The sequence below is a fragment of the Actinomyces procaprae genome, assembly GCF_004798665.1.
Lineage (GTDB): Bacteria > Actinomycetota > Actinomycetes > Actinomycetales > Actinomycetaceae > Actinomyces > Actinomyces procaprae.
Genome location: NZ_CP039292.1, coordinates 386,462 through 409,859 on the forward strand (window position 1 = coordinate 386,462; position 23,398 = coordinate 409,859).

The window sequence follows — 23,398 nt, forward strand, 5'->3', positions numbered from 1 at the left end:
CGTCCCGAAGGGCGCGTGGAGCCCGGCGGGCGCGCTGCACGAGGGTACGCCCGCCGCCGCCGTGCCGCCGCGGCCCCGAATACGCGCACTGAGGGCGCAGCACCCTACGTGCGGCTTGCACTCGGGCATGGATGTGCACGCCCGTCGGCGAAGTCGCCATACGCGGGTACCGGCAGCCCACCGCGGTTGCGGCGGCGCGCCCGGGCGTCAGGCGTCGTCGGCCTCGTCGTCCCAGTCGTCGTCGACGGCGTACTTGGCGGCAAGCTCCTCGTACATGTCCTCGTCGGATTGAGAGTCGGGGGATGCCGCGGAGGAGGCCGTAGCGAGTTCGCGTTCGAGCGCCGCGTAGTCGGTCTCCGGGCTGAAGTACTTGAGCTTGCGGGCGACCTTGGTCGCCTTGGCCTTCTGACGGCCGCGCCCCATAGGCTCGACCCCCTCCAACGTGTCTCTGGGCGCGCCGTGGGCGCGCATCAATTGGGCAAATGTGTCGTGGCCCAACCGTACATCGTTGCCGCGCCGGAACACCATTCGAGCGACAGCACGTCGCCCGTGGTAAGCCCCACGGATGACGCTCGGCGGCGGCTGGATGAGGGCCGGGAGGACCCGGCGCCGGGTTGTGCGGTGGCGCCGGTGGTACTAGCGGCGCAGGGCCTTGACCAGGGCGAATGCGCTCAGGCCGACAAGCGCGGCGGCCACGCCGGTCACGATCGCCAGCGCCTGCGGATCGCCGTCGCGGGCGTCGTCGAAGAGGCGCTGAGCCCGAGCGATGACCGAGGCGCCGCCTCCCGCCGTCGGCGTGGCGGCGGCCGGAGACGGCGCGTCCTGTCCCTGTACTCGCGCCTTCAGACCCGCGGCGGTCGACTGGGCGCGTTCACGCAGATCCGCCACGGTGGCCTCGGCCGTGGTGCGGGCGGCCGTCTTGAGTGCCTCAGGCGCCAGGCGGAGGGCGAGCTCTTCGACGTCGTCCGCTACCGAGGCGCGCAGGGCGGCGAGCCGGGTCTCGATCTCCTCCGGCGTGGGCGCGGGTGTCGGATTCTTCTCACTCACTTCTGGTTGCCCTTCTCGAAGCCGACGGCGGCGGCGGACTTGACGGTGTTCAGGTCGTTCTGGAGGGCGCCCTTCGGGTCGGGCACGTCCGCCTTGGCCGCCTGGAGGCGCTTGACCCCCAGCAGCGCGGCGATTGCGGCCGTGAGCAGCAGTACCACGGTGACGATGAGCTTGGCCGCCCACACCGGTAGGGCCAGAGCGATGAGCTCAACGATGGCGCTCAGTAGGAAGCCCACGCCGTACAGGGCTACGACCCCGGCGACCGCCAGCAGCGCACCGCCGACCCCCATAGTGGCGGCCATGCGCTTGCCCTTGGCCTTGGCCAGGTCGATTTCTCCGTGTACGAGGGCGGAGATGTTGTCCGAGATCCGCCCGACGAGCTCGCTGAGCGTCGGCGATGTGGTCGCGGAGGCCGGCCGCGGGGGCATTGACGGGGGTTGGTTGGGGTGTTGGGCCTGCTGGCTCATGGAACCGACCTTCTTGTGCCTACTGGTGGACTGCTGGGGACTGCGGACGGGCCGCTCCCACTCCTCGGACCAGAATCTCACATGCCGGGGCTGGGCGGCAGCTGACCAGTCCTGCGTAACCGTCTGATTTCCCCCGCAGCAGTGGCAGTGCAACCGAATGGTGACGTTGAGGCGCGTCGGTGTGGTCGTTGCCCGGCCCCTGTCCCTGGGGGAGTGCGCTGATCATCGGTGTGGGCACCCGCTACTCCGAGCCCGGCCCCTGTCCCTGGGGGAGTGCGCCTCCGGGGACCTACTTGGACCGCTCACGCGCGGTTGGACCGCTCACGCGCGGTTGGACCGCTCACGCGCGGTTGGACCGCTCACGCGCGGTTGGACCGCTCACGCGCGGTTGGACCGCTGTAACCGGCGGCTACGGCGGTCCAACGGGGGCGCAGCGGTCCAACGGGGGCGCAGGGGTCCAACGGCACGGTACTCGCTTTCCTGTGCGGAGGGTTGCCACGTCACCGAAGTCCACCAAGGTCCACAGGCCGCGTTCGCGCAGGGTGCCGCTCGCCGCATTCACAGGCCTTCGGACGCGCGCCACTGCCTGGGGGCACAGTGGAGACATGTGGACTTCACCGATTCCGATCATTCTGTCTTCGGATCTCACCGTACAGGGGCGGCGTAGCGACGCTCTCGCTCGAGAAGCCGTGCGTTCGGGAGGGGAACTCATTCGTATCCGTCGCGGTGTCTATGTGCGGCGAAGTGAGTTCAGCAGTTTGAGTAGACAGCAGGCGCATCGGGTCAGGGTGATCGCTGCCCGACTCACTGGGGCACTGGATGGTGCCGTACTGGCCAGGGAGTCTGCGGCCGTGATGCACGGCATCCCTCTTGTAGGAGCGATTCCTCAGCAGGTGCAGGTGGTGCGGCCTGGGCGCGACGGTGGAAGAATGTCGTCTGGGATTCGTACGCTGCGTGCCGGACGCGGCTTCCAGACCGTGCTGGACGACGGCGTCCCGGTGGCGTCAGTTGCGCAGACCCTTGCGGATCTCGGGCGGTGCCGCCCACTGCGTGACGTATTGGCCGGCTTTGACGCCATGATGAGAGCCGGCCGAGTGACGAAGGAGGATATCGCCGCTGCGGCTCCGGAGCGCTCGCGGGGACGCCCAAGGCTGTACCGGACGATCGAGGTGACCGATCCGAATGCCGAGTCACCGGGAGAGAGCCTGAGCCGGGCGGTGATGATCGAACATCACCTCCCCATGCCTACTTTGCAGGAGCCGGTGCGGGATCAGCACGGCGGGCTGCTTGGACGGGTCGACTTCATCTGGCCTGAGCACGGCGTGATCGGGGAGTTCGACGGTCGGGTCAAATATGGGCGAGAGTTGACGGGCAGACCGGTGGACGAGGTCCTACTCACTGAGCGGCGGCGAGAGCTAGATATTGAGAGCGCTACCGGCATGCGAGTCGTACGTTGGCTCTGGGACGACGCCTGGAGGGAACAAGGTCTGCTGGAGATCCTTGCTGGAGCTGGTATCCGCCCTTTGCGCTGATGCGGTCAGTTCCAGTTGGACCGCTCACGCGCGCTTGGACCGCTGTAACCGGCGGCTACGGCGGTCCAACGGGGGGACAGCGGTCCAACGGGGGCGCAGGGGTCCAACGGGGGGACAGCGGTCCAACGGGGGGACAGCGGTCCAACGGGGCGCGGCGGTCCAACGGGAGGACAGCGGTCCAACGGGGGCACAGGGGTCCAAGTGCACTGGAGGGAGAGCGGCCCTACTCCTGGGACCACGCCTCCCACAGGCTCGCATACTCCCCGCCGAGGGCGACCAGCTCATCGTGCGTGCCCAGTTCCACGATCCTTCCGTCCAGCATGACGGCGACCCGATCCGCATCCTGTGCCGTGTAAAGGCGGTGCGCCACCTCGATCACCGTGCGCCCCGCCAGCGCCGTCGACAGGGTCCGCTCCAAGGTGCGCGCCGCGTGCGGGTCCAGCAGCGACGTCGCCTCATCCAGGATCAGCGTGTGCGGGTCCAGCAGGACCAGTCGCGCCAGCGCCACTTCCTGGGCCTGCGCAGGGGTGAGTCGAAGGTTCCCCGAACCGACCGCCGTATGCATGCCGTGGGGCAGCTCATCCACCCACTTGTCGGCCCCGATGGCCTTGATCGCCCCGGCAATCGTGGCGTCGTCGGCATCGGGGCGACCCAGGCGCACGTTGTCGGCGATCGTGCCAGCGAACACGTGCTGTTCCTGCGTCACCAGGGCAACATGCCGACGCAACTCCGCCTCGGTCAGATCGGTCAGCGGCACCCCGCCCACCGTCACCGAGCCGTCCGTGGGCGGGTTGATGCCGGCCAGCATGCGGCCCAGCGTCGACTTGCCCGAGCCCGACGGGCCGACGACGGCGAGCCGCTCCCCGGGCACCAGGTCCAGGTCGATGCCGTGCAGCACCTCCACGCCCCGGCGGTAGGCGAAGCGGACATCGCGCAGACGCATACGCGTGTCCGCAGGCACGGCCCCGGTGGGAGTACGGTCCTCGGGCACCTCCTCCACGCCCAGGATGCGCGTGAGCGAGGCCTGCGAAACCTGCACCTGGTCGATCCAGTACATGAGCTGGCCGATCGGCTTGCGCAGCTCCATGGCGTACAGGGTCACGGTGGTGATCGCCCCCAGGCTCGCCCAGCCGCGGGAGGCCAGGAACCCGCCCCACAGCAGGATCACCACCACCGGCGCGCGCCAGGCCACGTCCAGCACCAGGTACAGGCGCAGTCGCAGCCAGGCGGTGAACTTCTCCAGGCTCCAGGCCTCCGCGATCGACGCGGCGATGACCTCCTCCCGGCGGCGGCCGATACCGAGGGCGTCAACCGTAAAGGCGTGGTCCACAGTCTCCGAGACGACGCCGTTGACTCGCGCATCGGCGGCAGAGCCGGCACGGTAGGCGGGCACCGAGATCGGCAAGTACCAGCTCATCATCGCCCAAACCGGAGGGCCCACCAGCAGCAGCCCCGCCGCCAGCAGCGGATCCGATACCGCCGCCGCGGCGATCGTGAACACGATCGTCACCGTACACACCATGATCTGGGGCACGCCCACCCGCACCAGGAACTCGATGCGGGACACGTCATTGGTGGTCCTGCCCACCAGATCGCCGGTCCCCGCGGACTCCACCGCCGACAGGGGCAGGTGCACCACGCGGGTCATCATCCGCTCACGCAGGTCGGCGAACACCGACTCCCCGAGCGTGCGTGCACGCAGCTGGGCGAAGCGGTTGATCATTGCCCCGACGAGCGTGACCAACACGATCACCAGGACGATCTTGTCCACATAGTCGACGGTGGCGGTGCCGGCGGAAACGCGAGTCACCAGCCGACCCAGCAGCTGCGGGGCCACCAGGGTGGCCAGCACCGCAGTGATCTGCAATACCAGCACCCACACGAAGCGCATGCGGTAGGAGGCCATGATGCCGAAGGTCTTGCGCATGGCCACCTTGCCGGGGGCTACAGGCAGTGCCATCAGTGGGTCACCTCCCCGGACGGGACGACGGCGTCCTGCGGGGAACGCTCCGGGACCGTGTCCTCCCCGGTGGCGCGGGCGACGACGGCGCGGTAGGCGGCGGCCTCCGGGTCACCGGCCCGGGCGCGGGCCAGCAGCTCCCGGTGCGGGGCGCGCAGGCGCTCGCGGCCGGCGTCGTCGAGGAAGACGACCTCATCGCAGACCTCCAGCACCAGCGGGGACGCGGTGGTGACGATCGTGGTGTGCCCCGCGCGGGAGGCGCGCACCCGGCGCGCCACCCGGGCCTCCGTATGCGAGTCCAGCGCGCTGGTCGGCTCGATCAGTACCAGCGTCGGCGCCTGCGTCAGCAGCGCCCGTGCCAGCGCCACCCGCTGGCGCTGCCCGCCGGACAGCGACCGGCCCCGTTCGGTGATCATGCCCGCCAGGCCAAGATCCAGTGACGACAGCACGTCGTGGGCGTCGGCCACCTCCAGCACGTCGAGCAGGCGCTCATCACCGGGCGCCTCGGTGAGCACCGCATGCACGTTCTGGTCCACATCGGCCACGCCCACCCGTTCGCGCTCGGCGGCGACCAGCGTGTCCACGTCCACCGGTGCGGGCGCCGTCCCGCCGCGCACGTCCAGTGCCTCGCGCAGCGTGCCCGTGAACAGCTGCGCCGTCGCCCCCGAGACCACGACCGAGGCGCGGACCTGGTCCAAGGGCATGCCGGCCAGGGGGCGTCCGGCGAGTGTGACGGCGGGGGCGGCGTCGTCGAAGCGACCCAGCCGGGTGGCCAGCGCGGCCGAGACATCCGGATCGGCGGCGACGAGAGCGGTCATGCGCCCCGGCGCCAGCACCACCCCGGAGGCGGAGTCCACCAGCTCGCCTTCCACGGGTGCAGCACGCGTCGGGTCCAGCGCGAGCCGCTCCGAGACCGTGCCGGCCGCGGGTGCAACCGCGAGCAGGCGCGCCAGGCGCCGACTGCCGACCAGCGCCCGCGTGAAGTCCTGCACCGAGTAGGAGAAGACCATCAGTGGCCAGGAAAGGTAGGCGGTGTAGCCGTAGAAGGTGACCAGCTCACCGGCGGTGAGCGCCCCGGTGATGGCCATGCGGGCCGCCGCCCACACGACGACGGCGACGAACAGTCCCGGCAGCAGCACCTGCAGGCTCATCAACAGTGACTGGGCCCCGGCGACGGCGACGCCGCGGCGCCGCAGCTCCTGGGAGGCCTCCCGGTAGCGGCGGGCGAACACGTCCTCTCCGCCGATCCCGCGCAGAATCCGCAGACCCGCCACCGTGTCCGTGGTGATGGTGGTAAGCGCCGACTGCGCCTCCCGCTGCACCGACTGGCGCCGCTGCAGCGGCCGGATGACCGGGGTGATCGCCCACGCCACCACCGGCATACCCACCAGCACGATCACGCCCAGCCGTACCGACGTGCTCAGCATGACCACCGCCACCACCAGGAAGGCGCAGGCGGACCCGATCAGCTCCGGCAGCCGCTCGGCGAAGTTTCCGATGTACTGGGCGTCCGAGGCGACGATCGAGGCGACCTCCCCGGAGGAGACCTGCCGGGACAAGTCGGCGCCGGTGGTGGACACCTGCCGCCCCACCAGACGCGTGATGTCGAAGTTGATTCGCATCCACCCGTGTACACGGAAGTAGGACAGCAGGGTGTCACCCACCGCGTAGACCACGAACAGCCCCAGCAGGGTCAGCGCAATCGCCCACACGCGGCCGTTCAGCCCGTGCTCGATGCCCGCGTCCAGGGCGGCGCCCAGGAAGGACGGCACGATCGCCTGGATGATGCTGGAGACGATCGCCGCCGCGGTGGCGACTGCCAGCGGAGCGGCGGCACGGCGCAGCAGCCACCGCAACAGTCTCCCCGGTGACGCGCCGGCGGGCGGGTGGGGGAGCGGGGCGTCGGGCTGCGGCAGCAGCCGTCGGACGGCGGTGCGGGGCATTCGGGAGTCGGACATGGTGCCATGAGGCTAGCCGCCCCCGAGCAAACGGGCGCCGCCCAACCGGTGTGGGAAGGGACGCTTCGAAGGCGGGAATAGGCGCCGGCGCGGGTCCGAGTCCATGCCGGGGTGCCCGCGCCGTGATGGGGTGCCCGCGCCGTGATGGGGTGCCCGCGCCGTGATGGGGTGCCCGCGCCGGTGGCCGGCCGGTGTCGGGCCCCGACACCGGCCGAGCGGCGGGCGCTACTGGTAGGTGTCGAGCACGCGCAGCTTGCGGGAGGTCACGTACCGGGCGTAGGCCTTGGCACGCGCCTCCAGGTCGGCCGTGTGCATGGTGGTCGCCCCCGGAGTGACGAAGGGCTCCAGGTAGTCGGTCCCGATGATCACGCTGGTGGCCTGGAAGGGGCGCAGCACGTCGTTCATGGTGTAGCCGGAGGATGCGGCATCCCGGTCGCGCCGCCGCCGCCTGAACAGCACGTCCGCCACCGAGCGGCGGGTGTCGAAGCGCCGGTAGTGCGCGGCCACTGCCCCGGCGGACACGGCCAGCAGCAGCTCCTTGCCCTGCAAGGCGTCCCCGTTGGTGCCGTAGGCCCAGCCCCAGGTGAGGACGTCGTCCTCCCACTTCTTCAACAACGGCGGACTGGAGTACCACTGGATCGGGAACTGCAGCACGATCCGGTCGGTGCGCTCCAGCAGGTCCTGCTCGGCCTCGATGTCGAAGTTGAAATCGGGGTACAGCGCGTACATGTCGCGGATCTCGACGCCGTCGAGGCCCTCCGCAGCCTGCGCCAGGCGCAGGTTGATGGTGGACTGACTGAGGTCGGGGTGGAAGATGAAGATGGTGGTTTTCGCCATGGCATTCCTCAACAGGTGCGGGCGGGCTGGTCCTACCCGGGGCCGTGCGCGACGGGTGACGACGACGGTCGCCTACCGCATCATGCAGGCTTAACGGGTAGGTAATGGCATGGTAACGGACTGTGCGGGGTCATGCATGCATCCCGTCACCGGGCGGGGGAGACATGAATCGCAGCAGGGACGTCGGCGCCGCCAGCAGGCCGGCACCGCACCCGACGGCCAGGGGGAGCAGCAGCTGCCGCCACGGAACCGTCAGCGCGCCGAGCCCCTGGTCTGCCAGCACGGCTCCGGTGGCACCCATCAGGAGAGCGCCGGCCGCCGCGCCCAGCAGGACTCCGGCCGCTGCGGAGAGGGCGAATTCGCACAAGAACTGCGATGCGCGCTGGCCCCGGCTCATGCCGACCACCCCCATGAGGTCGTTCTCCTCCCGTCTCGCGGCGGCGGCCGCCGCCAGCGCACCGGCTGCGCACAGGCCGGCGAGCAGGGCCACGCAGGTTGCCAGTGCGGGCACCAGGCCCAGCGCGGTGTCCGCATGCTCCGAAGCGGCGCCGTTCGCCCCGTGAGAACGCAGTGAGGCGGCCAGCGGAACTCCGATGCCGACCGCCGCGGCGGCCAGCGTCGGCGCCGCAGCGATGGCGGCGGCACCACGGGGCGCCGCCGCCAGGTGCCGCACGGCCAGCCGACCACTGGAGGAGGGGAGGGCGGGCAGCCCGAGCAGGGCGGTCAGTGGGCGCATCGCCACCGGCAGGCCGATTAGCAGGCCGAGGAGCAGCACGGCACCGGAGACGCCCAGCACGCCGACGCGGTGGGGCAGGCCCGTGGCCCGCCAGGCGACGGCGGTGCCCACCGCGCCCAGGGCCACCAGCCCGACGCCGATGATGCCGGCTACGCGCAGTGAGCTCTGCGGGGATGCGGCGGGCTGCGCCGTCGGGCCGGGCGGCGTCGCGGATACGCGCAGTGCGGGCACCACGGCACCGAGCAGCGTGGCCAACAGCCCCGTGACGGCGGCCGGCAGCGTCAGCGGATCAGCTCCAGGCGGAAGGACCTGGGCGGCGGTGCCGGTTGTGAGACGGGTGGCGCCCAGGGTGCCGAGCAGGCCCAGTGCTGCCCCCAGCATCCCGACGGCGAGGGCCTGCGTGAGCACTGCCCCCGCGAGCAGCGGCGTCGACGCCCCGGTCACCCGCAGCAGCGCAAGCGTGTCGGAGCGCCTGCGCAAGCTGGTCGTGAAGGTGAGGGCCACGAGCAACGCGAGCGCGGCGGCCGTCAGGACGCCGAGGCCCAAGAGCAGACCGTGCGCGCCGTAGGCGGCCAATGAGTCGGCGCGGCCGCTCCCGCCGGACTCGCCGACGCCGCCTGCACCGGATCCGGTGGCCCCGGCGGCGAGGGTGAAGGCGACCGCTATCACGATTATGGCCGCAGCGACCAGTGCGGCGAGCAGGAGCGATGGTACGGGCCGCATGCGCACGCTGCGCCAGGCCGCCCGAATCACTGGTATCCCCAGGGGTTGTTGCGGTCGACGTCGTCGGCTCCGCCGGAACCGCTGCTCGGACGCGCACGGCGCCCGGGCCGAGCCTGGCGCTCGCCGGGGTCGTCCCAGTCGTGCGGAGCGGCGTCGTAACTGCGCGAGCCCCGTCCGGTGGCGGAGCGCTCGCCGGTGCCCTCCCAGTCGTGGGGGCGGTTGCTGCGGGAGCGTGGACGCGGGGAGCCCTGGGGGCCGAGTGGCTGCGCCCAGGCCTCCTCTATCTGGGAGACCTCCCGCTCCCCGCCGCCGACGGCGATGCCGGCGCTTCCCGTGCTGCCAAGGTCGTGCAGCGCGTCCAGGAGGCGGTCGCGATCCGGCTGGTTCATTTCGGCGACGATGTTCCCGTCCTGCAGGAACAGGACCGTGTCCGCCCAGGCGGCGACGTCGGCGTCGTGAGTGGCGACGACGACGCTCTGCTCGAGCTCGTCCACCGCTGCGCGCAGGATGCGCAGGATCTGTGTGGCGGCGGCGGAGCTCAGAGCGCCGGTCGGCTCATCGGCGATGACCACCGCCGGGTCGCTGAGGAGCGCGCGGGCGCAGGCCACTCGCTGCGCCAATTCGGGGGACAGCTCGGCGGGGTGGTAATCGAGGCGGCCGCGCAGGCCCGTGACGTCGGCGATCCGGTCCAGGCGCGCGGAGTCGATGCTCCGCCGGGAGAGCGCCAGCGGCAGGGTGATGTTCTCCATGACACTGAGTGAGGGGACGAGGTTGCGGGACTGGAGGATCATCCCGATGCGCTCGCGCCGCAGGCGGGCCAGGTGCCGCTGGCTCAAGAGGGATATCTCCTCGCCGTCAAGGATGATCGTCCCCGAGGTGGGTGCCTCCAGTCCTGCCAGGCAGCGCAGCAGGGTGGTCTTGCCGGCACCGGAGGGGCCCAGCACGGCGGTGAGCCGGCCGCGGGCCAGGTGCGCGTCCACCGACTCCAGTGCGGTGACCGCCGTGTCGTCGTCGCCGAAGAGCTTGGACAGGTTGCGGGCGGTGATCACCGGATCCCCGACCGGCCCGTGGGCTACGAGCCCCTCGGGGCGACGGCGACTCATGCGCGTCTCGCGGCGAGGTGGCGTTGGCGAGGTGTTCAGATGGCGTGCCTCGGAGGCGGGTGATTCCCCGGGTGCGGGTGAGGTCATAACGGTAGTGTCACATGTAATCGCCTCAGGAGTGAAGCATGTGGGCCCGCGTGGCTGCGTGCGCCTACTCCCAGCCGAGCTCGTGCAGGCGGGCGTCGGAGATGCCGAAGTGGTGGGCGACCTCGTGAATCACGGTCACCGCCACCTGCTCCACCAGCTCCTGGCGCGAGTCGCACCAGCGTTGGAGCGGACCCTGGAAGATGAGGATGCGGTCGGGCAGCACCAGGGACCAGCCGGCGTCCCGCTCGGTCAGGGGCACGCCGTCGTACAGTCCCAGTAGGGTTGGGCGGCCGTCGTCGTCGTAATCGGCGTCGGAGAGCATCTCCGGGTCCGGCTCGTCCTGGACGAGTACGACCACGTTGTCCATCTGGGCGGCCAGCTTCGCGGGAATGGTGTCGAGTGCGTCCGCTACGGCGGACTCGAACTCGGCGTCGGTCAGGCTGGTCGGGCTCATGGGACGAGCCTGCCACGGTTGGAGGCGGTGCCGGGGTGCGGCGGCGGTGCCCGGCGCCCCTAAAATGGTGCCTGGCGCCCCCGAGGCGGCCGACTCGGCACCGATCGAGGTACTGGTGAGCAGGCTCACGCTCCGAGGATTTGCGTGGATGCCGTCCGGCCCAATACCGTACATCCCGGTTCGAGGCGCGACGACGCCAAGGGCACCGGGCCCCCATCGTCTAGCGGCCTAGGACCCCGCCCTTTCACGGCGGTAGCACGGGTTCGAATCCCGTTGGGGGTACGGATCGCGTACAGTGATGAATATTGGCCTCGTGGCGCAGTTGGTTAGCGCGCCGCCCTGTCACGGCGGAGGTCGCGGGTTCAAGTCCCGTCGAGGTCGCGGATGCGGGTCGCTCAGTCGGAAACGGCTGGGCGATCCCGCCTCTAGGCTCTGTAGCTCAGTTGGTAGAGCGTTCGACTGAAAATCGAAAGGTCACCGGATCGACGCCGGTCGGAGCCACGGCGATAGCCCTCGGGACCCACAAGGTCCCGGGGGCTTCGCTCATTTCGCGGTTCCCTGAGCGCAGATGGGGAGCTTGCGGGTCGCGGTGAGCGGCGCGAACGTGGGTTATAGGCGCGAGCGTGGAGCTTCAGTGCTTCAGGGTTATAGGCGCGAACGTGGTGCTGTAGACCGGCGCGTCGTGGCCTGACGGCTGGTTCGTTTGGCCCGGCCTTTGTGCGGGTGGTGCTCGACCTCGGGGGCTGGGTCGGCTTTGCACGACCCTGGGCGACACTGCACGACCTTGGTGCGCATTCCACGACCCCGGGGTGGTCGTGCAACGCACACCAAGGTCGTGGAGCGCACACCAAGGTCGTGGAACGCCGTCCGAGGTCGTGTTCGGGCGTCTGGGTGGGGTCGTTGTGGGGCCTGTGAGGTCGTTGTGGGGCTGACGAGGACGTTTTGGACGGTCAGAGGACGTCGTCGGGTCGGCGGGGCCGTCCTCGCGGGGCTCGTAGCGTGGTGTCGATTCCGCGAATGCCTCTGATCCCCGGCCGGCACGTCAGCAGGACTGCCGCAGCTCCAGCCGTGCCGGCACCAGCACCGGCTGTCCGTCCCAGGTGTCGTCCATGATGCTGCTCAACATGTCGGTGGCGGCCCGGCCCAGGACGTCGGTGGGGTTGACCACGGATGTAAGCGGCGGGTCCGCAGCGGCAGCCTCCGCCGTGTTGTCGCAAGAGACGAGCCTGACATCATCGGGTACGCGCAGTCCCCGCTCGCGCCAGACCTTCAGTGCCGCAAGCGCCATCAGATCGGAGGAGGCGAAGACGCCGTCGATCTCACCGGACTCGATGCGCGGTGCCAGGGCCTCCCCGGCGGCGCGGCCCGATTCGGCGGTGAAGGCGCCCTCCAGCAGCACCGGATCGATCCCGCTGCTTCCCAGTACTTCACGGAACCCCTTGAGACGATCATCGGCGGCGACCATGTCCAACGGGCCGGTGATGATCGCCGGGCGCCGTACGCCCCGCTCCAGCAGGCGCTCGGCGGCGAGCCTTCCGGCGGAGACGTTGTCCAGGTCGACCCATGCGGTGGGGGAGTTCTGCGCCGCCGGGCGGCCGATGAACACCACCGGCAGCTGCGCGCTCATGATGGCCTCCACCTGGCCGCTGAAGCGGTGATGGGAGATGACGATTGCGCCGTCGACCGAGCCGTTGCGCAGGTACTTCGCGGCGCGTCTACCATGACCGGCATGATCTCCGAAGACCATGACCAGCTGGATGTCCGCCGCATCCAGGTAGCGGGAGATCTCCTGCACCGTCCGGGTCAGGAAGGGGTCGGAGAAGATCATCTGGTCCGGCTCGGGGATCACGACGGCGATTGTGCCGGTGCGGCGCGACACCAGCGCCCGGGCGGCTGAATTGGGGATGTATCCGAGCGCTGCGACTGCCGCCTGCACGGCCCGGGTCTTCTTCTCCGTGACCCCGGCATCGCCCCGGACCACCCGGGACGCCGTGGCGCGGGAGACGCCGGCGGCGCGGGCCACATCCTCCAGGGTGACCCTCTCGGCTGGGCGCATGGGTGCCTCCGTCCGCTCGTCAGTCCAGCTCGAAACCGTTGTTCCGCACGACCTCGGAGAACCACTCGGCTGAGGCCTTGGGGGTGCGCTCCAACGTGTCATAGTCAACACGGACGATACCGAAGCGCTTCGTGTAGCCGCGGGCCCACTCGAAGTTGTCCATCAGCGACCACACCAGGTAGCCGTCCACGCGGACGCCGTCGGCGATCGCGTCGTGAACGGCCACGAGGTGGTCGCGGATGTAGGCCAGGCGGTCCAGGTCCTCCACGCGGCCGTGCTCGTCGGGGTCATCACGGTAGGCCGCGCCGTTCTCCGTGATGACCAGCGGGATACCGGCCCGGTCCGGCCCCGCCGTCGAGGTGTAGTCGCGATCCAGGCGCACCAGCAGGTCGTGCAGGTCCTGCGGCTCCACCTGCCAGCCCATGTCAGTCACCGGCAGGTCCTGCGGGATGGCCCTCACATTCTCCGATCCCACGTTCGGTGAGGGGGCCGCCCCTGCCTCCGGGCCGCCGAACAGTCTGCCCGGATCGGGGCCGGAGACGGTCTGCCCGTTGTAGAAGTTGACCCCCAGGACGTCGATCGGCTCGGCAATGGCCTCCATGTCTCCTGCTTGCACCCAGTCGTGGATGTCCGCCCAGACGGCCATGTCCGCGACGACGTCGGCCGGGTAGGCGCCGCGAATCAGCGCCTCCAGGAACAGCCGGTTCTGGGTGCCGTCCACCCGGCGGGCGGCGTCGCGGTCGATGGGGCTGGCAGGGTCGGCGGCGTGCGTGGGGGAGAAGTTCAGGGTGATGCCCAGGCGCGGACTGCGGCCGACGGCGGCCGCGGCCTCACGCAGCGCCCGCACCGCCAGGCCGTGCCCCAGCAAGAGGTGGTGGACCGCCGCCACCGCCTGGGCCGGCTCGTTGACAGCCGGTGCGTGCTCCGCCCCCGCGTAGGACAGGAAGGAGGAGCACCAGGGCTCGTTCAGCGTGGTCCAGATGTCCACTTCGGCGCCCAGCCGGGCGTAGACGACGCGGGCGTAGTCGGCGAAGGCCGCGGCGGTGGAGCGGACGGCCCAGCCGCCCTCCTCCTGCAGGGCCTGCGGCAGATCCCAGTGGTAGAGCGTCAGCCAGGGCTCGATGCCGGCTTCGCGCAGGGCGCCGACCAGGTGCGCATAGAAGTCCAGGCCCTTGTCATTGACCGTGCGCCCGTCGGGCATCACCCGCGCCCAGGACACCGAGAAGCGGTAGGTCGGGTAGCCCAGCTCCTTGATGAGGGCGACGTCGGCGTCGACCCGGTGGTAGTGGTCGCAGGCGACGTCGATGTTGGAGGCGTCGTCGATGGCGCCGGGGCGGCGGCACAGGACGTCCCAGATGGACTCCCCCTTGCCGTCCTCCCGGGCGGCGCCCTCAACCTGAGCGGCGGCGGTGGCCACTCCCCAGCGGAATCCGGGCGGGAAGGTTAATGCGCTCATCCCTTAACAGCTCCTTGCATAATGCCGGCGACCAGTTGGCGTCCGGCGAGGACGAACAGGATCAGCAGCGGCACGGTGGCGACCACCACGCCCGCCATGATCAGCGAATAGTCCTTGAAGTAGGAGGCCTGCAGCAGCTGCAGGGCGACTGGCAGGGTCGGGTTCTTCGCCCCCAGGACGATGAAGGGCCAGAAGAAGTTCGTCCACGACCCCACGAAGGTGAACAGCGCCAGCATTGATGCGGCGGGGCGGGCCGCTGGGAGGGCCACGGACCAGAAGGTGCGGAACATGGAGGCCCCGTCCACCCGGGCGGCCTCAATGAGCTCGTAGGGCAGCGCGTCGCGGATGTACTGGGTCATCCAGAACACGCCGAAGGCGGAGACCATGGCCGGCACGATCACGGCGATGAGCTCCCCGGTCCACCCCAGCTTGGCCATCACGATGAACAGTGGGACGACGCCCAGCTGCGCGGGCACGGCCATGGTCGCGATCACGAAGGTCAGCAGGCCCTCGCGCCCGCGGAAGCGGAGCTTGGAGAAGGCGTAGCCGGCCAGGGTGGAGAAGAAGACCACGGAGAGCGACACCACGCCGGAGACGATCAGGGAGTTGAAGAAGGCTCCCCACAGGTCGATGCCGGAGTTGAGCACCCGGGTGATGTTGTCGACCAGCTCTCCTCGCGGAATCAGTGAGGGGACCGGGTGCTTGGCGATCTCGGCGGCGTTGGAGGTGGCCAGCAGGAACGCGAAGTACAGCGGGTAGGCGCTGATCAGGACGGCGGCGATCAGGAAGACGTAGCCCACCGGCCCCGGGCGGCGGTCGGGCCCGAAGCCGCGGTGCGCGCCCTTGGCGCGACGGCGGGCGGCGGCGCGGGCGGCCCGCTTGCCTGCGGTCTGCTCGATCATCGCCAGCGACGGCTCGTTGCGGCTCATGACAGGGCTCCTTCCGTGGTGTGGCCGGCGGTGGTGTGGCCGGCGGCGGTGCGGTTAATGGCGCGGGCTCGTCCGCGGCGTCGCCGTCGTGTGTCTCGGGCCGGCTCGGTGCCGGAGGAGGCGATGCGTCGGGTGAGCAGGAAGCTGAGGGAGGCGAACAGCAGGATGATCAGGAACAGGATCCAGGCGACCGCCGAGGCCCGACCGAAGCTCTTCTGCGGCCCCCAGCCCAGCTGGTACAGGTACATCGTCAGGGTCAGCCACTGGTTGTCGGCGCCGCCGTTGCCCATGGTGTCGAACATGCGCGGCTCGTCGAAGATCTGCAGGCCGCCGATGGTGGAGTTGATGACGACGAACATGATGGTCGAGCGCAGCTGCGGGATGGTCACCGACCAGAACTGGCGCAGGCGGCCGGCGCCGTCCACCGTGGCGGCCTCGTACAGCTCGCGGGGAATGGCCTGCATAGCCGCGAGGATGATCAGTGCGTTGTAACCGGTCCAGCGGAAGTTGACCATGTTCGCGATCGCGATGTGGGACCAGAACGCCGAGGAGTGCCAGCCGATCGGTCCGAGCCCGAGGTGGCCGAGGATGGCGTTGACCATGCCGGACTGGTCGGCGAAGAGCTTGGAGAAGATGATTGAAACGGCCACGGGGGCGACCACGTAGGGCAGCAGCACGCCCATGCGCCAGAAGGTCTTGGCCCGCAGATTGGTGTCGAGCACGTAGGCGATCAGGATCGCCAGCATGATCTGGGGGACGCTGGAGAGCAGGAAGATCGAGAAGGTGTTGCGCAGGGCGATCCAGAAGTTCGGCTGCTGCAGCACGGTGACGTAGTTGTCCAGTCCGTTGAAGCCCTGGTCGCCGCCGATCAGGTGCCACTTGTGGAAGGAGACCCACGCCGTGTACAGCAGTGGATACAGGCCGGTGATGGCGAAGACGATGAAGAACGGGGCGATGTACAGGTAGGGGGACAGCACGAAGTCCAGCCGTCCCAGGCGGTCGCGTCGGGACATCGCGGAGTGCCGTTGTGAACGTGTTGGCGGGGTGCCCGCACGCCTGTGGGAGGTACCCAGGGGGGTTGCTGCTGGTGGCATTGCCGGTCCTTTCGGGTCAGCGGTGGGAGCGGCCGTGGCGCGATCGGCGCCCGGCGGCGAGCGAGTCCGGGTCGCGCCACGGCCGTTGCAGGGTGCGAGCGGCTGCTACTCGAGCCCGAGCTGGTTGAACTCGCTCAGTGCCTTGTCCCAGGAGGAGTCGGCGTCGTCGGTCTTGTCGACGTCGACCCGGGTGAGCGCATCGGTGACGACGGTGGTGATGGCGAAGAAGTTCGTGCCCTTGTACGGGGAGATCTCGATCTCCTTGGACATGTCGGAGTAGATCTGTCCGATCGGGGCGTCGTTGAAGAACTCGTTGGTGTACTCCAGCAGGGCCGGGTCGTCCAGGGCCTCCAGCTGGGAGGGGAAGTTGCCCTTGGTCTGGAAGGCCTTGATCTGCTGCTCGGGCGCGGTCAGCCACTCGGCCAGGGCCTGGGCCTCGGCCTGGTGCGAGCCCTGGGTGGGGACGGTCAGGTAGGAGCCGCCCCAGTTGCCGCCACCACCGGGGAAGACCGGGGCCACGTCCCAGCCGTCGACGCCGGCGGCATTGCCCTCAACGACGCCGAGCATCCACGGCGGGCACAGCATGGTGGCGAAACCGTCGTTCTGGAAGGCGTTGACCCAGTCCTCGCTCCACTGCGACAGGCCCGCGGACAGCCCGTCCTCGGACTGGTTGAGGATGGTGTCGTAGGTGGCGCGGATGGTTTTGTTGGACTCCAGCGGGATGACGGAGTCGTCGTCGTTCTCGAAGGGGTTCTCGATCTGGTTGAGCATGCCCTGGTAGGTGCCGGTGGCGGAGTCGTACCACGGGATGCCGGTGGCGTCGACGAATTGCTTGCCGACTTTGAAGTAGTTGTCCCAGTCGCCGTCGAGGAGCTCGGCGACCTCCTCGCGGTCGGTGGGCAGGCCGGCCTGCTCGAACAGGTCGGCGCGGTAGCACACGGCCTCTGGGCCGGCGTCGGTGCCGTAGCCGATGAGCTTGCCGTCGGCGGTGGTTGCCGGGGCGCTCTTGAATTCCGGCCAGCGGTCCGTGACCGAGTCGGAGGACAGGTCGACGAACTGGTCGGCGTACTGCATCAGCTCGGGGAGCCAGTCCATTTCGATGGCTTCGACGTCCGCCAGGCCGGAGCCCGCGGCGAGGCGCGTGTTCATGTTGTCACGCGCCTCATTGGAGGTGGCGGCCTTCTTCTCGACGACCTTGATGCCCGGGTTCAGGCTCATGTACTCGTCGAGGAGGTCGTCGTAGCCGAACTCGTTGAAGGTGGCGATGGTGAGGGTGATGTTGCCGTCCGCGTCCGTGCCGGAGGACTCGGAACCGCCTGAACCGCAGCCGGCGAGGGCGAGTGCGCCGACGGCGAGGAGGCTGAGGCCGGCCATTGCCTGCTTGTTGAACACGATGACTCCTTATGTGGTGGGATGCACGGCGCACCTGTGCGCCGGGGTGTTCGTGAGAGCGCTCTCGGTACGGCCAGCATTGGATGAGAGCGCTCTCAAAAGGTGTGTTAATCATGACACATACAAGACGCCACGTCCACTTGCGGGGGCGGGTGGTCGTGGCCGCGCGGTGCCAGGTGGTGCGGGCAGGACCGGTTGGTCCCGGAAGCGTCGGGAGGCGCCACCACCTGCACTCGCAAACGAGTGCAGGTGGTGGCGGGTTGAGCCCCCTGGGCTCCCTGCGAGGAAGGTTCTGGGAATTGGGCGCGGTGGCTTCGCGACGGGCGCCTCAGGGGTGAGTCTGGACTGATCGCCGGGAGCGCCAGGACCGCAGGCCGGCCTCACCGGCGGCAATCGCGCCGAACAGGACGCCTGCGATCGGCCACACCATCCAGCTGACCTCCCAGTCGGACCGGATGAAGGACCAGGCGAGGTAGATGGCCAGGCAGCCGATCCAGTACGGCCCGGCGATTGCCTCGGTGAAGGGGTTCTCCTCCGGGTTGCGCCATGCGGGGGTGGCCTCCGCGGGGCGTCCTTCCTGGGTGAGGGTCGTATGCGTCATGGAGGCCCAGGTGGTCGGCAGGAAGATGCGCAGGCCGGCGGCCACCATGGCCAAGGTGAGCGTCATGCCCAGCAGGGGCCCGGCGTTGTCGTCCGAGTCCTGGAAGAGAATCCCGGACCCCGAGACCGGGATGGGAGCCATGATCCACAGGGCGACGGCGATGCTGAGTGCCCGCGTCCTCACGCCCTCGTGCTCCAGGCGCAGTCGCGCGGTCCAGGCTGAAACCACCGGGTTGCGCGTGAACTTGCCGTCCGTCAGATGGGTCAGGCCCGCGAAGGCCTGATGGCGGCGAATGAACAGGGACACGGCCAGCGCCACCATGACCAGCGTGAGGGGGACCCCGACCGCCGCGGCCTGGTCCTCGTCCCAGGGGACCAGGCCGATGCCGGCTTGTGACAGGCCTATGCAGGTGAACAGCGGTACCGCCGCCAATACGCACAGGGCCACGCCATTGCCGAGCAGGGTGCCGGTGGAGCGCCGTGCCTCGGCCAGCGCCTGGGCCTCGGGCAGGGTGACTTCGGGGTAGTCCGACGGCGTCGAATCCGCCATGGGCGGGGCGGCGGGGGCGGTGCCGTCCTGCGGTGCGGCGTCGCGAAGATCCGGGAGGATGCCGAGGGCGGGCGCTAGTTCCTCCAGGTTGCCGAAGTCGGTGATTACTTGGCCGACCGCCTCGTTGTGCGACTTCCCGGAGGCGACGGCGTCGGCGTAGGCGTCCTCCATCATGGCGTGCAGCTCGCGCCTGGCCTCTAGCAGCCGTGGGGTGGCGGGGTAGGGGGCGAACATGGCGTCTAGGAAGGTGTCGATGGCGTCCATCAGGGGTCCTTGTCTGCTCGGATGAGTGGTTCTGCGGCTCGGAACTCGGCTTGTCGGATCAGTGCTTGGCGGGGGCGGGGCGGGTGGGCGCGTACAGCGCGAAGCGGTCGATGAGGGCCTTCGTGTCCTCCCATTCGGCGAGCTTGTCGTTCAGGTGGGCGGCGCCGGCCTCGGTGAGGCGGTAATACGTGCGCTGCTTACCCGACTCGCTGGTGTCCGCGAATGAGGAGACCAGTCCTGCCGCCTCCAGGCGCTTAAGGGCGGAGTACAGCGTGGTCTGCTTGATGGTGTACTGCCCCTGCGCCACTTCGGTGATGGTCTTGGCGAGCTCGTAGGCGTAGGACGGACGGTCACGCAACAGCGTGAGCGCGATCAGGTCGATGTAGCCGCGGATGGCGTCGGCGCTAATCATGACGACGATCTCCGGGGTGGTGTGGCCGCGGGGGCCGTGGGAGGGCTGAGGCGGTGTCCATATGTCCAACGTACTACGACAGGCGTAGTACGTCTAGCATCTTAAGGTGTTCGTGTGGCGGACGGTCCGGGGTGAGCCGGGTCGCTGTGATGTGAATGAGGGCGACGCCGGAGCCGCGCACAGCAGAAGCACAGCACCGGGTTCTAGGCTTCGGTGCATGGCCTTCGCATCCGCGGCAGTCGCCGCACCGCTTCGCGCCCTCGTGACACCAGCAGCACTGGGCGCCGACACGCCGTCGGACTCGGCGACATCCACGGCGACCGAGGCCGCCGAGACGGCCGAGGCCGTAGTGGAGGCCACGGCGGATCTGCTGTCGCTGGCCTGGCGGGTCGGCCTGGGTGTTCTCATCGGCATCGCCCTGGTGTTCGTCCTCGTGGTCGTGCTGCGCGCCATGGGGCGCCGCAGGGTGGTGTACGCAGAGGTCATCCGCTTCACCCGCACCCCCATGTACGCGACCGCCGCACTGGTCGGTGCGTTCCTCGGCGGGCAGATCGCCTTCTTCGACCTATCGCAGCCGGACTGGGTGCAGTTCGTGCTGCACGCACTGCTGATCGGCATCATCCTGTCCTCCACCTGGGTGGTGGTGGGAATCGCCAAGGCGGTGGAGTCCTCGATCGTGATCGGGGTGCGCGCCCGCGGCGACGTGGGGCGCACCAAGCGCATCACCACCCAGGCGCAGGTGCTGCGGCGCGTCGCCGAGGTCATCATCGTCATCTGCGGTCTGGTGGGTGTGGCCATGACCTTCCCCTCGGCGCGCGTGGCCATGGCCTCCCTGCTGGCCTCCGCCGGACTGGTCTCAGTGGTCGCCGGCCTCGCCGCCCAGTCGACCCTGGGCAACCTGTTCGCCGGCATCCAGCTGGCCACCACCGACGCCATTCGCGTCGACGACGTCGTCGTGGTGAACGACGAGCAGGGCTTCATCGAGGAGATCACCCTGACCTACGTGGTTGTGCGCGTGTGGGACGGGCGCCGCCTGATCTTCCCTTCCACCTACTTCACCCAGAACCCCTTCGCCAACTGGTCGCGCCGCGGCAGCCAGCTCACCGGCACCTTCACCATCGATCTGGACTGGCGCGTACCCGTGGCGGCACTGCGCGCCGAGGTGGACCGGATCCTGTCCGGATCGGCCGTGTGGGACGGTCGCGTCGCCTCCGTGGATGTCACCGATACCTCCGACGCCACGGTCACGGTGCGGGTGGCCGTCTCCGGTGCCAATAACGCCGACGTCTTCACCCTGCAGTGCCAGTTGCGCGAGGAGCTCGTCGCCTGGCTGCAGCGGGAGGCCCCCTACGCGCTGCCGCGCACCCGTGTGGAGGTCGACCACGTCGACGTCGCCCACGATCCCACTCCGGAGAAGGTCGCCCGCCTGGCCGAGGAGCTCGTCACCCTGCAAAAGCCGAACGCCGACGGCGTCGAGGCGGTGGGGGAGGCCACGGCCGTGCAGCGCCCCATAGCGGACGACCCGATCGAGGCCGCCCGCCTGCGCGCCGTCGCCAAGGGGCGGGCGAAGCTCCGCCGCTCGCGGAGGGACAAGGTGCGCCGCCGCCGCATCCTGGCCCGGGATGCGGCGCGGGACGGCGCCGTCGCCGACGGTTCCGACACGCCCGCCCGCCCGGCGGCGGACACTGCGGAGGCGACCGGCGTCATCTCCACCCAGGAGCAGCAGGCCTACCTGGACGCGTACCCGCCCGCCACCGACAAGTCCGGCGCACCCGACAGGGGCGGCAAACTCGGCCGGCTCGGCATCGGCAAGTCCAGCACGGACGCCGACGAGGCCGACGACTGACCGTTGAAGACGCCATAATGTCCATCGGTGCCCATTTTGGCAGAGGGACGCTATATGGCCGCTGGCGGAAACCGCTTGATATGGAGGAAAACGCCGAGTGGCGCGGCGGTCGTAGGGAGTGGTGCGCGTCAAAGTGGGCACCGATGGACCTTTTCCACCGCAGTGTTGTGCGGAGTCGATGTCAACGGCGACTCATATAGGCGTTCACCACCCGCTGGGCCAGATCGGTCCCCTCCAGTTCGCGCAGCAGCTCCAGGTGCGGGAATGGGATCGTCTCGCCGTCGCCCCGGTAGCGGGTGATCCGCGCCTGCGCATCGAAGGCGGGCCGATGCGGCATGACGCCGTCCCTCACGAAGCCGAGCCAGTCCCGCTGCGTGACGGCCATCGCCCGGCGGTTGTCGTCGGTGATGGGGATGCGCATGCGATCCAGGTTGCCGAAGAAGATCGCTACTTCCGCGCCGTGGTAGGCGCCGCGCAGCCCCCGGTAGAGGTTCGGGACGTACTCGAAGCGGTAGCCGTAGACCGTGGTGTGGGCCGATAGTCGTTCCAGCAGGTTCAGTGCCGCGCTGTGAAAAACCAGCAGCTCCATCATCTTGATCTGCAGATCCGGCAGGTCCGTGGACTCCGGGCGCAGGGCGTCGGCGATGGGGGCGGCCCAGCGGCCGTATAGGCGCGTGGTGGTGCGGTCGAACTCCTCCGGGGTCTTGGCGATCCCCATGCGCCGATACCACATGGGGATCTCAATCATGGAGAACTCGTCGCTGGTGGAGCCCACCAGCACCGGCACGTGCGGGAAAGCGCCCTCGCGCAGTACGTCGCGCGGATCGACCTTGAAGAAGGGCTGATCCATGGTGGTGGACAGGGTCATGGTGGGCTGTGCCAGCCGCAGCAAGCGGCTCAGCGGCGCGGCGGCCAACTCCCGGTAATCGCGCAGGTGGTTGTCCGCCAGCAGGCGGGCGAATGCGTCCCGCTCGGCGTCGGGGTCCAGCGGCTGCGGGGTGGCGCGCTGTCCGCTGCACAGGATGAGACGGTGGAACAGGTAGCGGTTATCCGGGTTGAGTGCCTGGTAGAGGGCGTACTGGGCGCCGCCGCAGTGGCCCATCAGGGTGATCCGCTCGGGGTCACCGCCGAGGGCGGAGATGTTGTCCTTGATCCAGCGCAACGCAGCCTGCTGGTCCAGCAGGGCGCGGTCGCAGCTGATCCGGTCGCCGTCGACCACGTGCAGGTGTCCCAGCACTCCGATCCGGTAGGTGACGGTGACCACCACAATGCCCTGCGCGGCCAGGTGGATGCCGTCGTAGATGGGGAGCGTGCCCGAGCCGCAGTCACCGCCGTGGATGAATACGAGCACCGGCTTGGGGGTGTCCGAACCGGAGGTCCAGACGTTAACGCGCAGCGCGTCCTCGCTCTGAATGTCGTGGCGCGGCTGCCATTCGGGGCGCAGCTGAAAATGACGCAGGAACAGGTTCATGAAGCCCGGCATGAGTCGCTGGGGGAAGCATTGTCCGCGCCCGGAGTTGACGACGCCGTCGCCCGGGTCGGTTGTCACTGGCTCCGGCGCCCGGAAGCGCTCTGCGTGGGCGTAGGGGATGCCGAGGATGCGGTAAACCGGGGTGTTGGTCGGGCCGACCCTTTCGGCTCGGAGTGTTCCGATCGCGGTGTGGACCAGCATGACTGTGTTCCTCCTCTTGCGCGGCGGCCAGGGTCCGCCGCCGGGTCTGTGCCGGCCGGCGCGTGTGCGTGGCCCTGCCGATCACCTCGGACCTCTCCTCAATGAGCTTCCACAGCTGAATAACGACGCTATCCAACATAGCGAGGTATGTCAACCCTAATTAATACGTGTGTGGGCCGTGCGGCTAAGGGCAAAAAGAGGAGGGCGTGGGTGGCCGTCGGGT

Annotated in this window: 19 protein-coding genes and 3 tRNA genes; 5 read left to right on the forward strand and 17 right to left on the reverse strand. The window is 69.5% G+C overall.

Annotated features, from left to right (window positions below):
* Positions 1 to 207: 207 nt before the first annotated feature.
* From E4J16_RS01480 to E4J16_RS01490, 3 genes are all read right to left on the reverse strand, one after another.
* Positions 208 to 423, reverse strand: a complete 216-nt coding sequence (locus E4J16_RS01480; RefSeq protein ID WP_136192997.1) for a DUF3073 domain-containing protein — start codon at positions 421 to 423, stop codon at positions 208 to 210.
* Positions 424 to 636: 213 nt separating this feature from the next.
* Positions 637 to 1,047 (reverse strand): hypothetical protein, encoded by a 411-nt coding sequence (locus tag E4J16_RS01485; RefSeq protein ID WP_136313058.1) that lies wholly within the window; start codon positions 1,045 to 1,047, stop codon positions 637 to 639.
* Entirely contained in the window at positions 1,044 to 1,595 is a 552-nt protein-coding gene (locus E4J16_RS01490) for a phage holin family protein (RefSeq protein WP_240038213.1), read from the reverse strand. The genes E4J16_RS01485 and E4J16_RS01490 overlap by 4 nt, the downstream gene beginning before the upstream one ends.
* A gap of 848 nt (positions 1,596 to 2,443) precedes the next feature.
* Between E4J16_RS01490 and E4J16_RS01495 the strand changes: the two genes are divergently transcribed.
* A complete protein-coding gene (locus tag E4J16_RS01495) occupies positions 2,444 to 3,046 on the forward strand; it encodes a hypothetical protein (RefSeq protein WP_240038214.1) in 603 nt (200 codons plus the stop codon).
* A gap of 223 nt (positions 3,047 to 3,269) precedes the next feature.
* On the opposite strand, the gene E4J16_RS01500 is transcribed toward E4J16_RS01495, so the two are convergent.
* From E4J16_RS01500 to E4J16_RS01525, 6 genes are all read right to left on the reverse strand, one after another.
* Complete coding sequence (locus tag E4J16_RS01500) at positions 3,270 to 5,006, reverse strand: ABC transporter ATP-binding protein (protein WP_136192994.1); 1,737 nt, start codon at positions 5,004 to 5,006, stop codon at positions 3,270 to 3,272.
* Positions 5,006 to 6,964 carry an ABC transporter transmembrane domain-containing protein gene (locus E4J16_RS01505; RefSeq protein WP_240038215.1) on the reverse strand — a complete coding sequence of 653 codons (1,959 nt, stop codon included), beginning with the start codon at positions 6,962 to 6,964 and terminating at the stop codon, positions 5,006 to 5,008. The genes E4J16_RS01500 and E4J16_RS01505 overlap by 1 nt, the downstream gene beginning before the upstream one ends.
* A gap of 225 nt (positions 6,965 to 7,189) precedes the next feature.
* Positions 7,190 to 7,801, reverse strand: a complete 612-nt coding sequence (locus E4J16_RS01510; protein WP_136192993.1) for an NAD(P)H-dependent oxidoreductase — start codon at positions 7,799 to 7,801, stop codon at positions 7,190 to 7,192.
* A gap of 130 nt (positions 7,802 to 7,931) precedes the next feature.
* Positions 7,932 to 9,260, reverse strand: coding sequence for an FtsX-like permease family protein (locus E4J16_RS01515; protein ID WP_136313059.1), 1,329 nt, complete (start codon positions 9,258 to 9,260; stop codon positions 7,932 to 7,934).
* A gap of 26 nt (positions 9,261 to 9,286) precedes the next feature.
* Positions 9,287 to 10,450 carry an ABC transporter ATP-binding protein gene (locus E4J16_RS01520; RefSeq protein WP_240038216.1) on the reverse strand — a complete coding sequence of 388 codons (1,164 nt, stop codon included), beginning with the start codon at positions 10,448 to 10,450 and terminating at the stop codon, positions 9,287 to 9,289.
* Positions 10,451 to 10,514: 64 nt separating this feature from the next.
* Positions 10,515 to 10,904, reverse strand: coding sequence for a metallopeptidase family protein (locus E4J16_RS01525; protein WP_136313060.1), 390 nt, complete (start codon positions 10,902 to 10,904; stop codon positions 10,515 to 10,517).
* Between the two features lie 209 nt (positions 10,905 to 11,113).
* Between E4J16_RS01525 and E4J16_RS01530 the strand changes: the two genes are divergently transcribed.
* The 3 genes from E4J16_RS01530 to E4J16_RS01540 all read left to right on the forward strand — a co-directional run bounded on the left by E4J16_RS01530 (position 11,114) and on the right by E4J16_RS01540 (position 11,405).
* Positions 11,114 to 11,186: transfer RNA gene (locus E4J16_RS01530), tRNA-Glu, on the forward strand.
* 25 nt (positions 11,187 to 11,211) lie between these two features.
* Positions 11,212 to 11,285 (forward strand) — tRNA-Asp (locus tag E4J16_RS01535).
* A gap of 47 nt (positions 11,286 to 11,332) precedes the next feature.
* Positions 11,333 to 11,405, forward strand: a tRNA-Phe gene (locus E4J16_RS01540).
* A 541-nt stretch (positions 11,406 to 11,946) separates the two neighbouring features.
* Here the strand turns inward: E4J16_RS01540 and E4J16_RS01545 are convergent.
* From E4J16_RS01545 to E4J16_RS01575, 7 genes are all read right to left on the reverse strand, one after another.
* A complete protein-coding gene (locus tag E4J16_RS01545; protein ID WP_168708120.1) occupies positions 11,947 to 12,960 on the reverse strand; it encodes a LacI family DNA-binding transcriptional regulator in 1,014 nt (337 codons plus the stop codon).
* Positions 12,961 to 12,979: 19 nt separating this feature from the next.
* A complete protein-coding gene (locus E4J16_RS01550; protein WP_136313062.1) occupies positions 12,980 to 14,416 on the reverse strand; it encodes a GH1 family beta-glucosidase in 1,437 nt (478 codons plus the stop codon).
* Positions 14,413 to 15,345 (reverse strand): carbohydrate ABC transporter permease, encoded by a 933-nt coding sequence (locus E4J16_RS01555; protein ID WP_204519912.1) that lies wholly within the window; start codon positions 15,343 to 15,345, stop codon positions 14,413 to 14,415. The genes E4J16_RS01550 and E4J16_RS01555 overlap by 4 nt, the downstream gene beginning before the upstream one ends.
* Positions 15,342 to 16,358: a carbohydrate ABC transporter permease gene (locus E4J16_RS01560; RefSeq protein WP_204519914.1), complete on the reverse strand. Its 1,017-nt coding sequence runs from the start codon at positions 16,356 to 16,358 to the stop codon at positions 15,342 to 15,344. The genes E4J16_RS01555 and E4J16_RS01560 overlap by 4 nt, the downstream gene beginning before the upstream one ends.
* Positions 16,359 to 16,544: 186 nt before the next feature.
* Entirely contained in the window at positions 16,545 to 17,831 is a 1,287-nt protein-coding gene (locus E4J16_RS01565; protein ID WP_240038217.1) for an ABC transporter substrate-binding protein, read from the reverse strand.
* Positions 17,832 to 18,159: 328 nt separating this feature from the next.
* Positions 18,160 to 19,245 (reverse strand): permease prefix domain 1-containing protein, encoded by a 1,086-nt coding sequence (locus tag E4J16_RS01570; RefSeq protein WP_204519915.1) that lies wholly within the window; start codon positions 19,243 to 19,245, stop codon positions 18,160 to 18,162.
* 58 nt (positions 19,246 to 19,303) lie between these two features.
* A complete protein-coding gene (locus tag E4J16_RS01575) occupies positions 19,304 to 19,657 on the reverse strand; it encodes a PadR family transcriptional regulator (RefSeq protein ID WP_136193120.1) in 354 nt (117 codons plus the stop codon).
* A 217-nt stretch (positions 19,658 to 19,874) separates the two neighbouring features.
* On the opposite strand from E4J16_RS01575, the gene E4J16_RS01580 reads away from it, so the two are divergent.
* Positions 19,875 to 21,503, forward strand: a complete 1,629-nt coding sequence (locus E4J16_RS01580; protein ID WP_136313065.1) for a mechanosensitive ion channel family protein — start codon at positions 19,875 to 19,877, stop codon at positions 21,501 to 21,503.
* A gap of 181 nt (positions 21,504 to 21,684) precedes the next feature.
* Here E4J16_RS01580 and E4J16_RS01585 read toward each other — a convergent pair whose 3' ends face one another.
* Entirely contained in the window at positions 21,685 to 23,175 is a 1,491-nt protein-coding gene (locus E4J16_RS01585; RefSeq protein ID WP_136313066.1) for an alpha/beta fold hydrolase, read from the reverse strand.
* Between the last annotated feature and the right edge of the window lie 223 nt (positions 23,176 to 23,398).

Excerpts from the sequence above, each read along its gene's own strand:
- E4J16_RS01545 (WP_168708120.1), bottom strand. The coding sequence starts at position 12,960 with ATGCGCCCAGCCGAGAGGGTCACCCTGGAGGATGTGGCCCGCGCCGCC.
- E4J16_RS01495 (WP_240038214.1), top strand. The coding sequence starts at position 2,444 with ATGTCGTCTGGGATTCGTACGCTGCGTGCCGGACGCGGCTTCCAGACC.
- E4J16_RS01510 (WP_136192993.1), bottom strand. The coding sequence starts at position 7,801 with ATGGCGAAAACCACCATCTTCATCTTCCACCCCGACCTCAGTCAGTCC.
- E4J16_RS01555 (WP_204519912.1), bottom strand. The coding sequence starts at position 15,345 with ATGAGCCGCAACGAGCCGTCGCTGGCGATGATCGAGCAGACCGCAGGC.
- E4J16_RS01575 (WP_136193120.1), bottom strand. The coding sequence starts at position 19,657 with ATGATTAGCGCCGACGCCATCCGCGGCTACATCGACCTGATCGCGCTC.
- E4J16_RS01520 (WP_240038216.1), bottom strand. The coding sequence starts at position 10,450 with ATGACCTCACCCGCACCCGGGGAATCACCCGCCTCCGAGGCACGCCAT.
- E4J16_RS01580 (WP_136313065.1), top strand. The coding sequence starts at position 19,875 with ATGGCCTTCGCATCCGCGGCAGTCGCCGCACCGCTTCGCGCCCTCGTG.
- E4J16_RS01525 (WP_136313060.1), bottom strand. The coding sequence starts at position 10,904 with ATGAGCCCGACCAGCCTGACCGACGCCGAGTTCGAGTCCGCCGTAGCG.
- E4J16_RS01515 (WP_136313059.1), bottom strand. The coding sequence starts at position 9,260 with ATGCGGCCCGTACCATCGCTCCTGCTCGCCGCACTGGTCGCTGCGGCC.
- E4J16_RS01570 (WP_204519915.1), bottom strand. The coding sequence starts at position 19,245 with ATGGACGCCATCGACACCTTCCTAGACGCCATGTTCGCCCCCTACCCC.
- E4J16_RS01550 (WP_136313062.1), bottom strand. The coding sequence starts at position 14,416 with ATGAGCGCATTAACCTTCCCGCCCGGATTCCGCTGGGGAGTGGCCACC.
- E4J16_RS01505 (WP_240038215.1), bottom strand. The coding sequence starts at position 6,964 with ATGTCCGACTCCCGAATGCCCCGCACCGCCGTCCGACGGCTGCTGCCG.
- E4J16_RS01500 (WP_136192994.1), bottom strand. The coding sequence starts at position 5,006 with ATGGCACTGCCTGTAGCCCCCGGCAAGGTGGCCATGCGCAAGACCTTC.
- E4J16_RS01560 (WP_204519914.1), bottom strand. The coding sequence starts at position 16,358 with ATGTCCCGACGCGACCGCCTGGGACGGCTGGACTTCGTGCTGTCCCCC.
- E4J16_RS01480 (WP_136192997.1), bottom strand. The coding sequence starts at position 423 with ATGGGGCGCGGCCGTCAGAAGGCCAAGGCGACCAAGGTCGCCCGCAAG.
- E4J16_RS01585 (WP_136313066.1), bottom strand. The coding sequence starts at position 23,175 with ATGCTGGTCCACACCGCGATCGGAACACTCCGAGCCGAAAGGGTCGGC.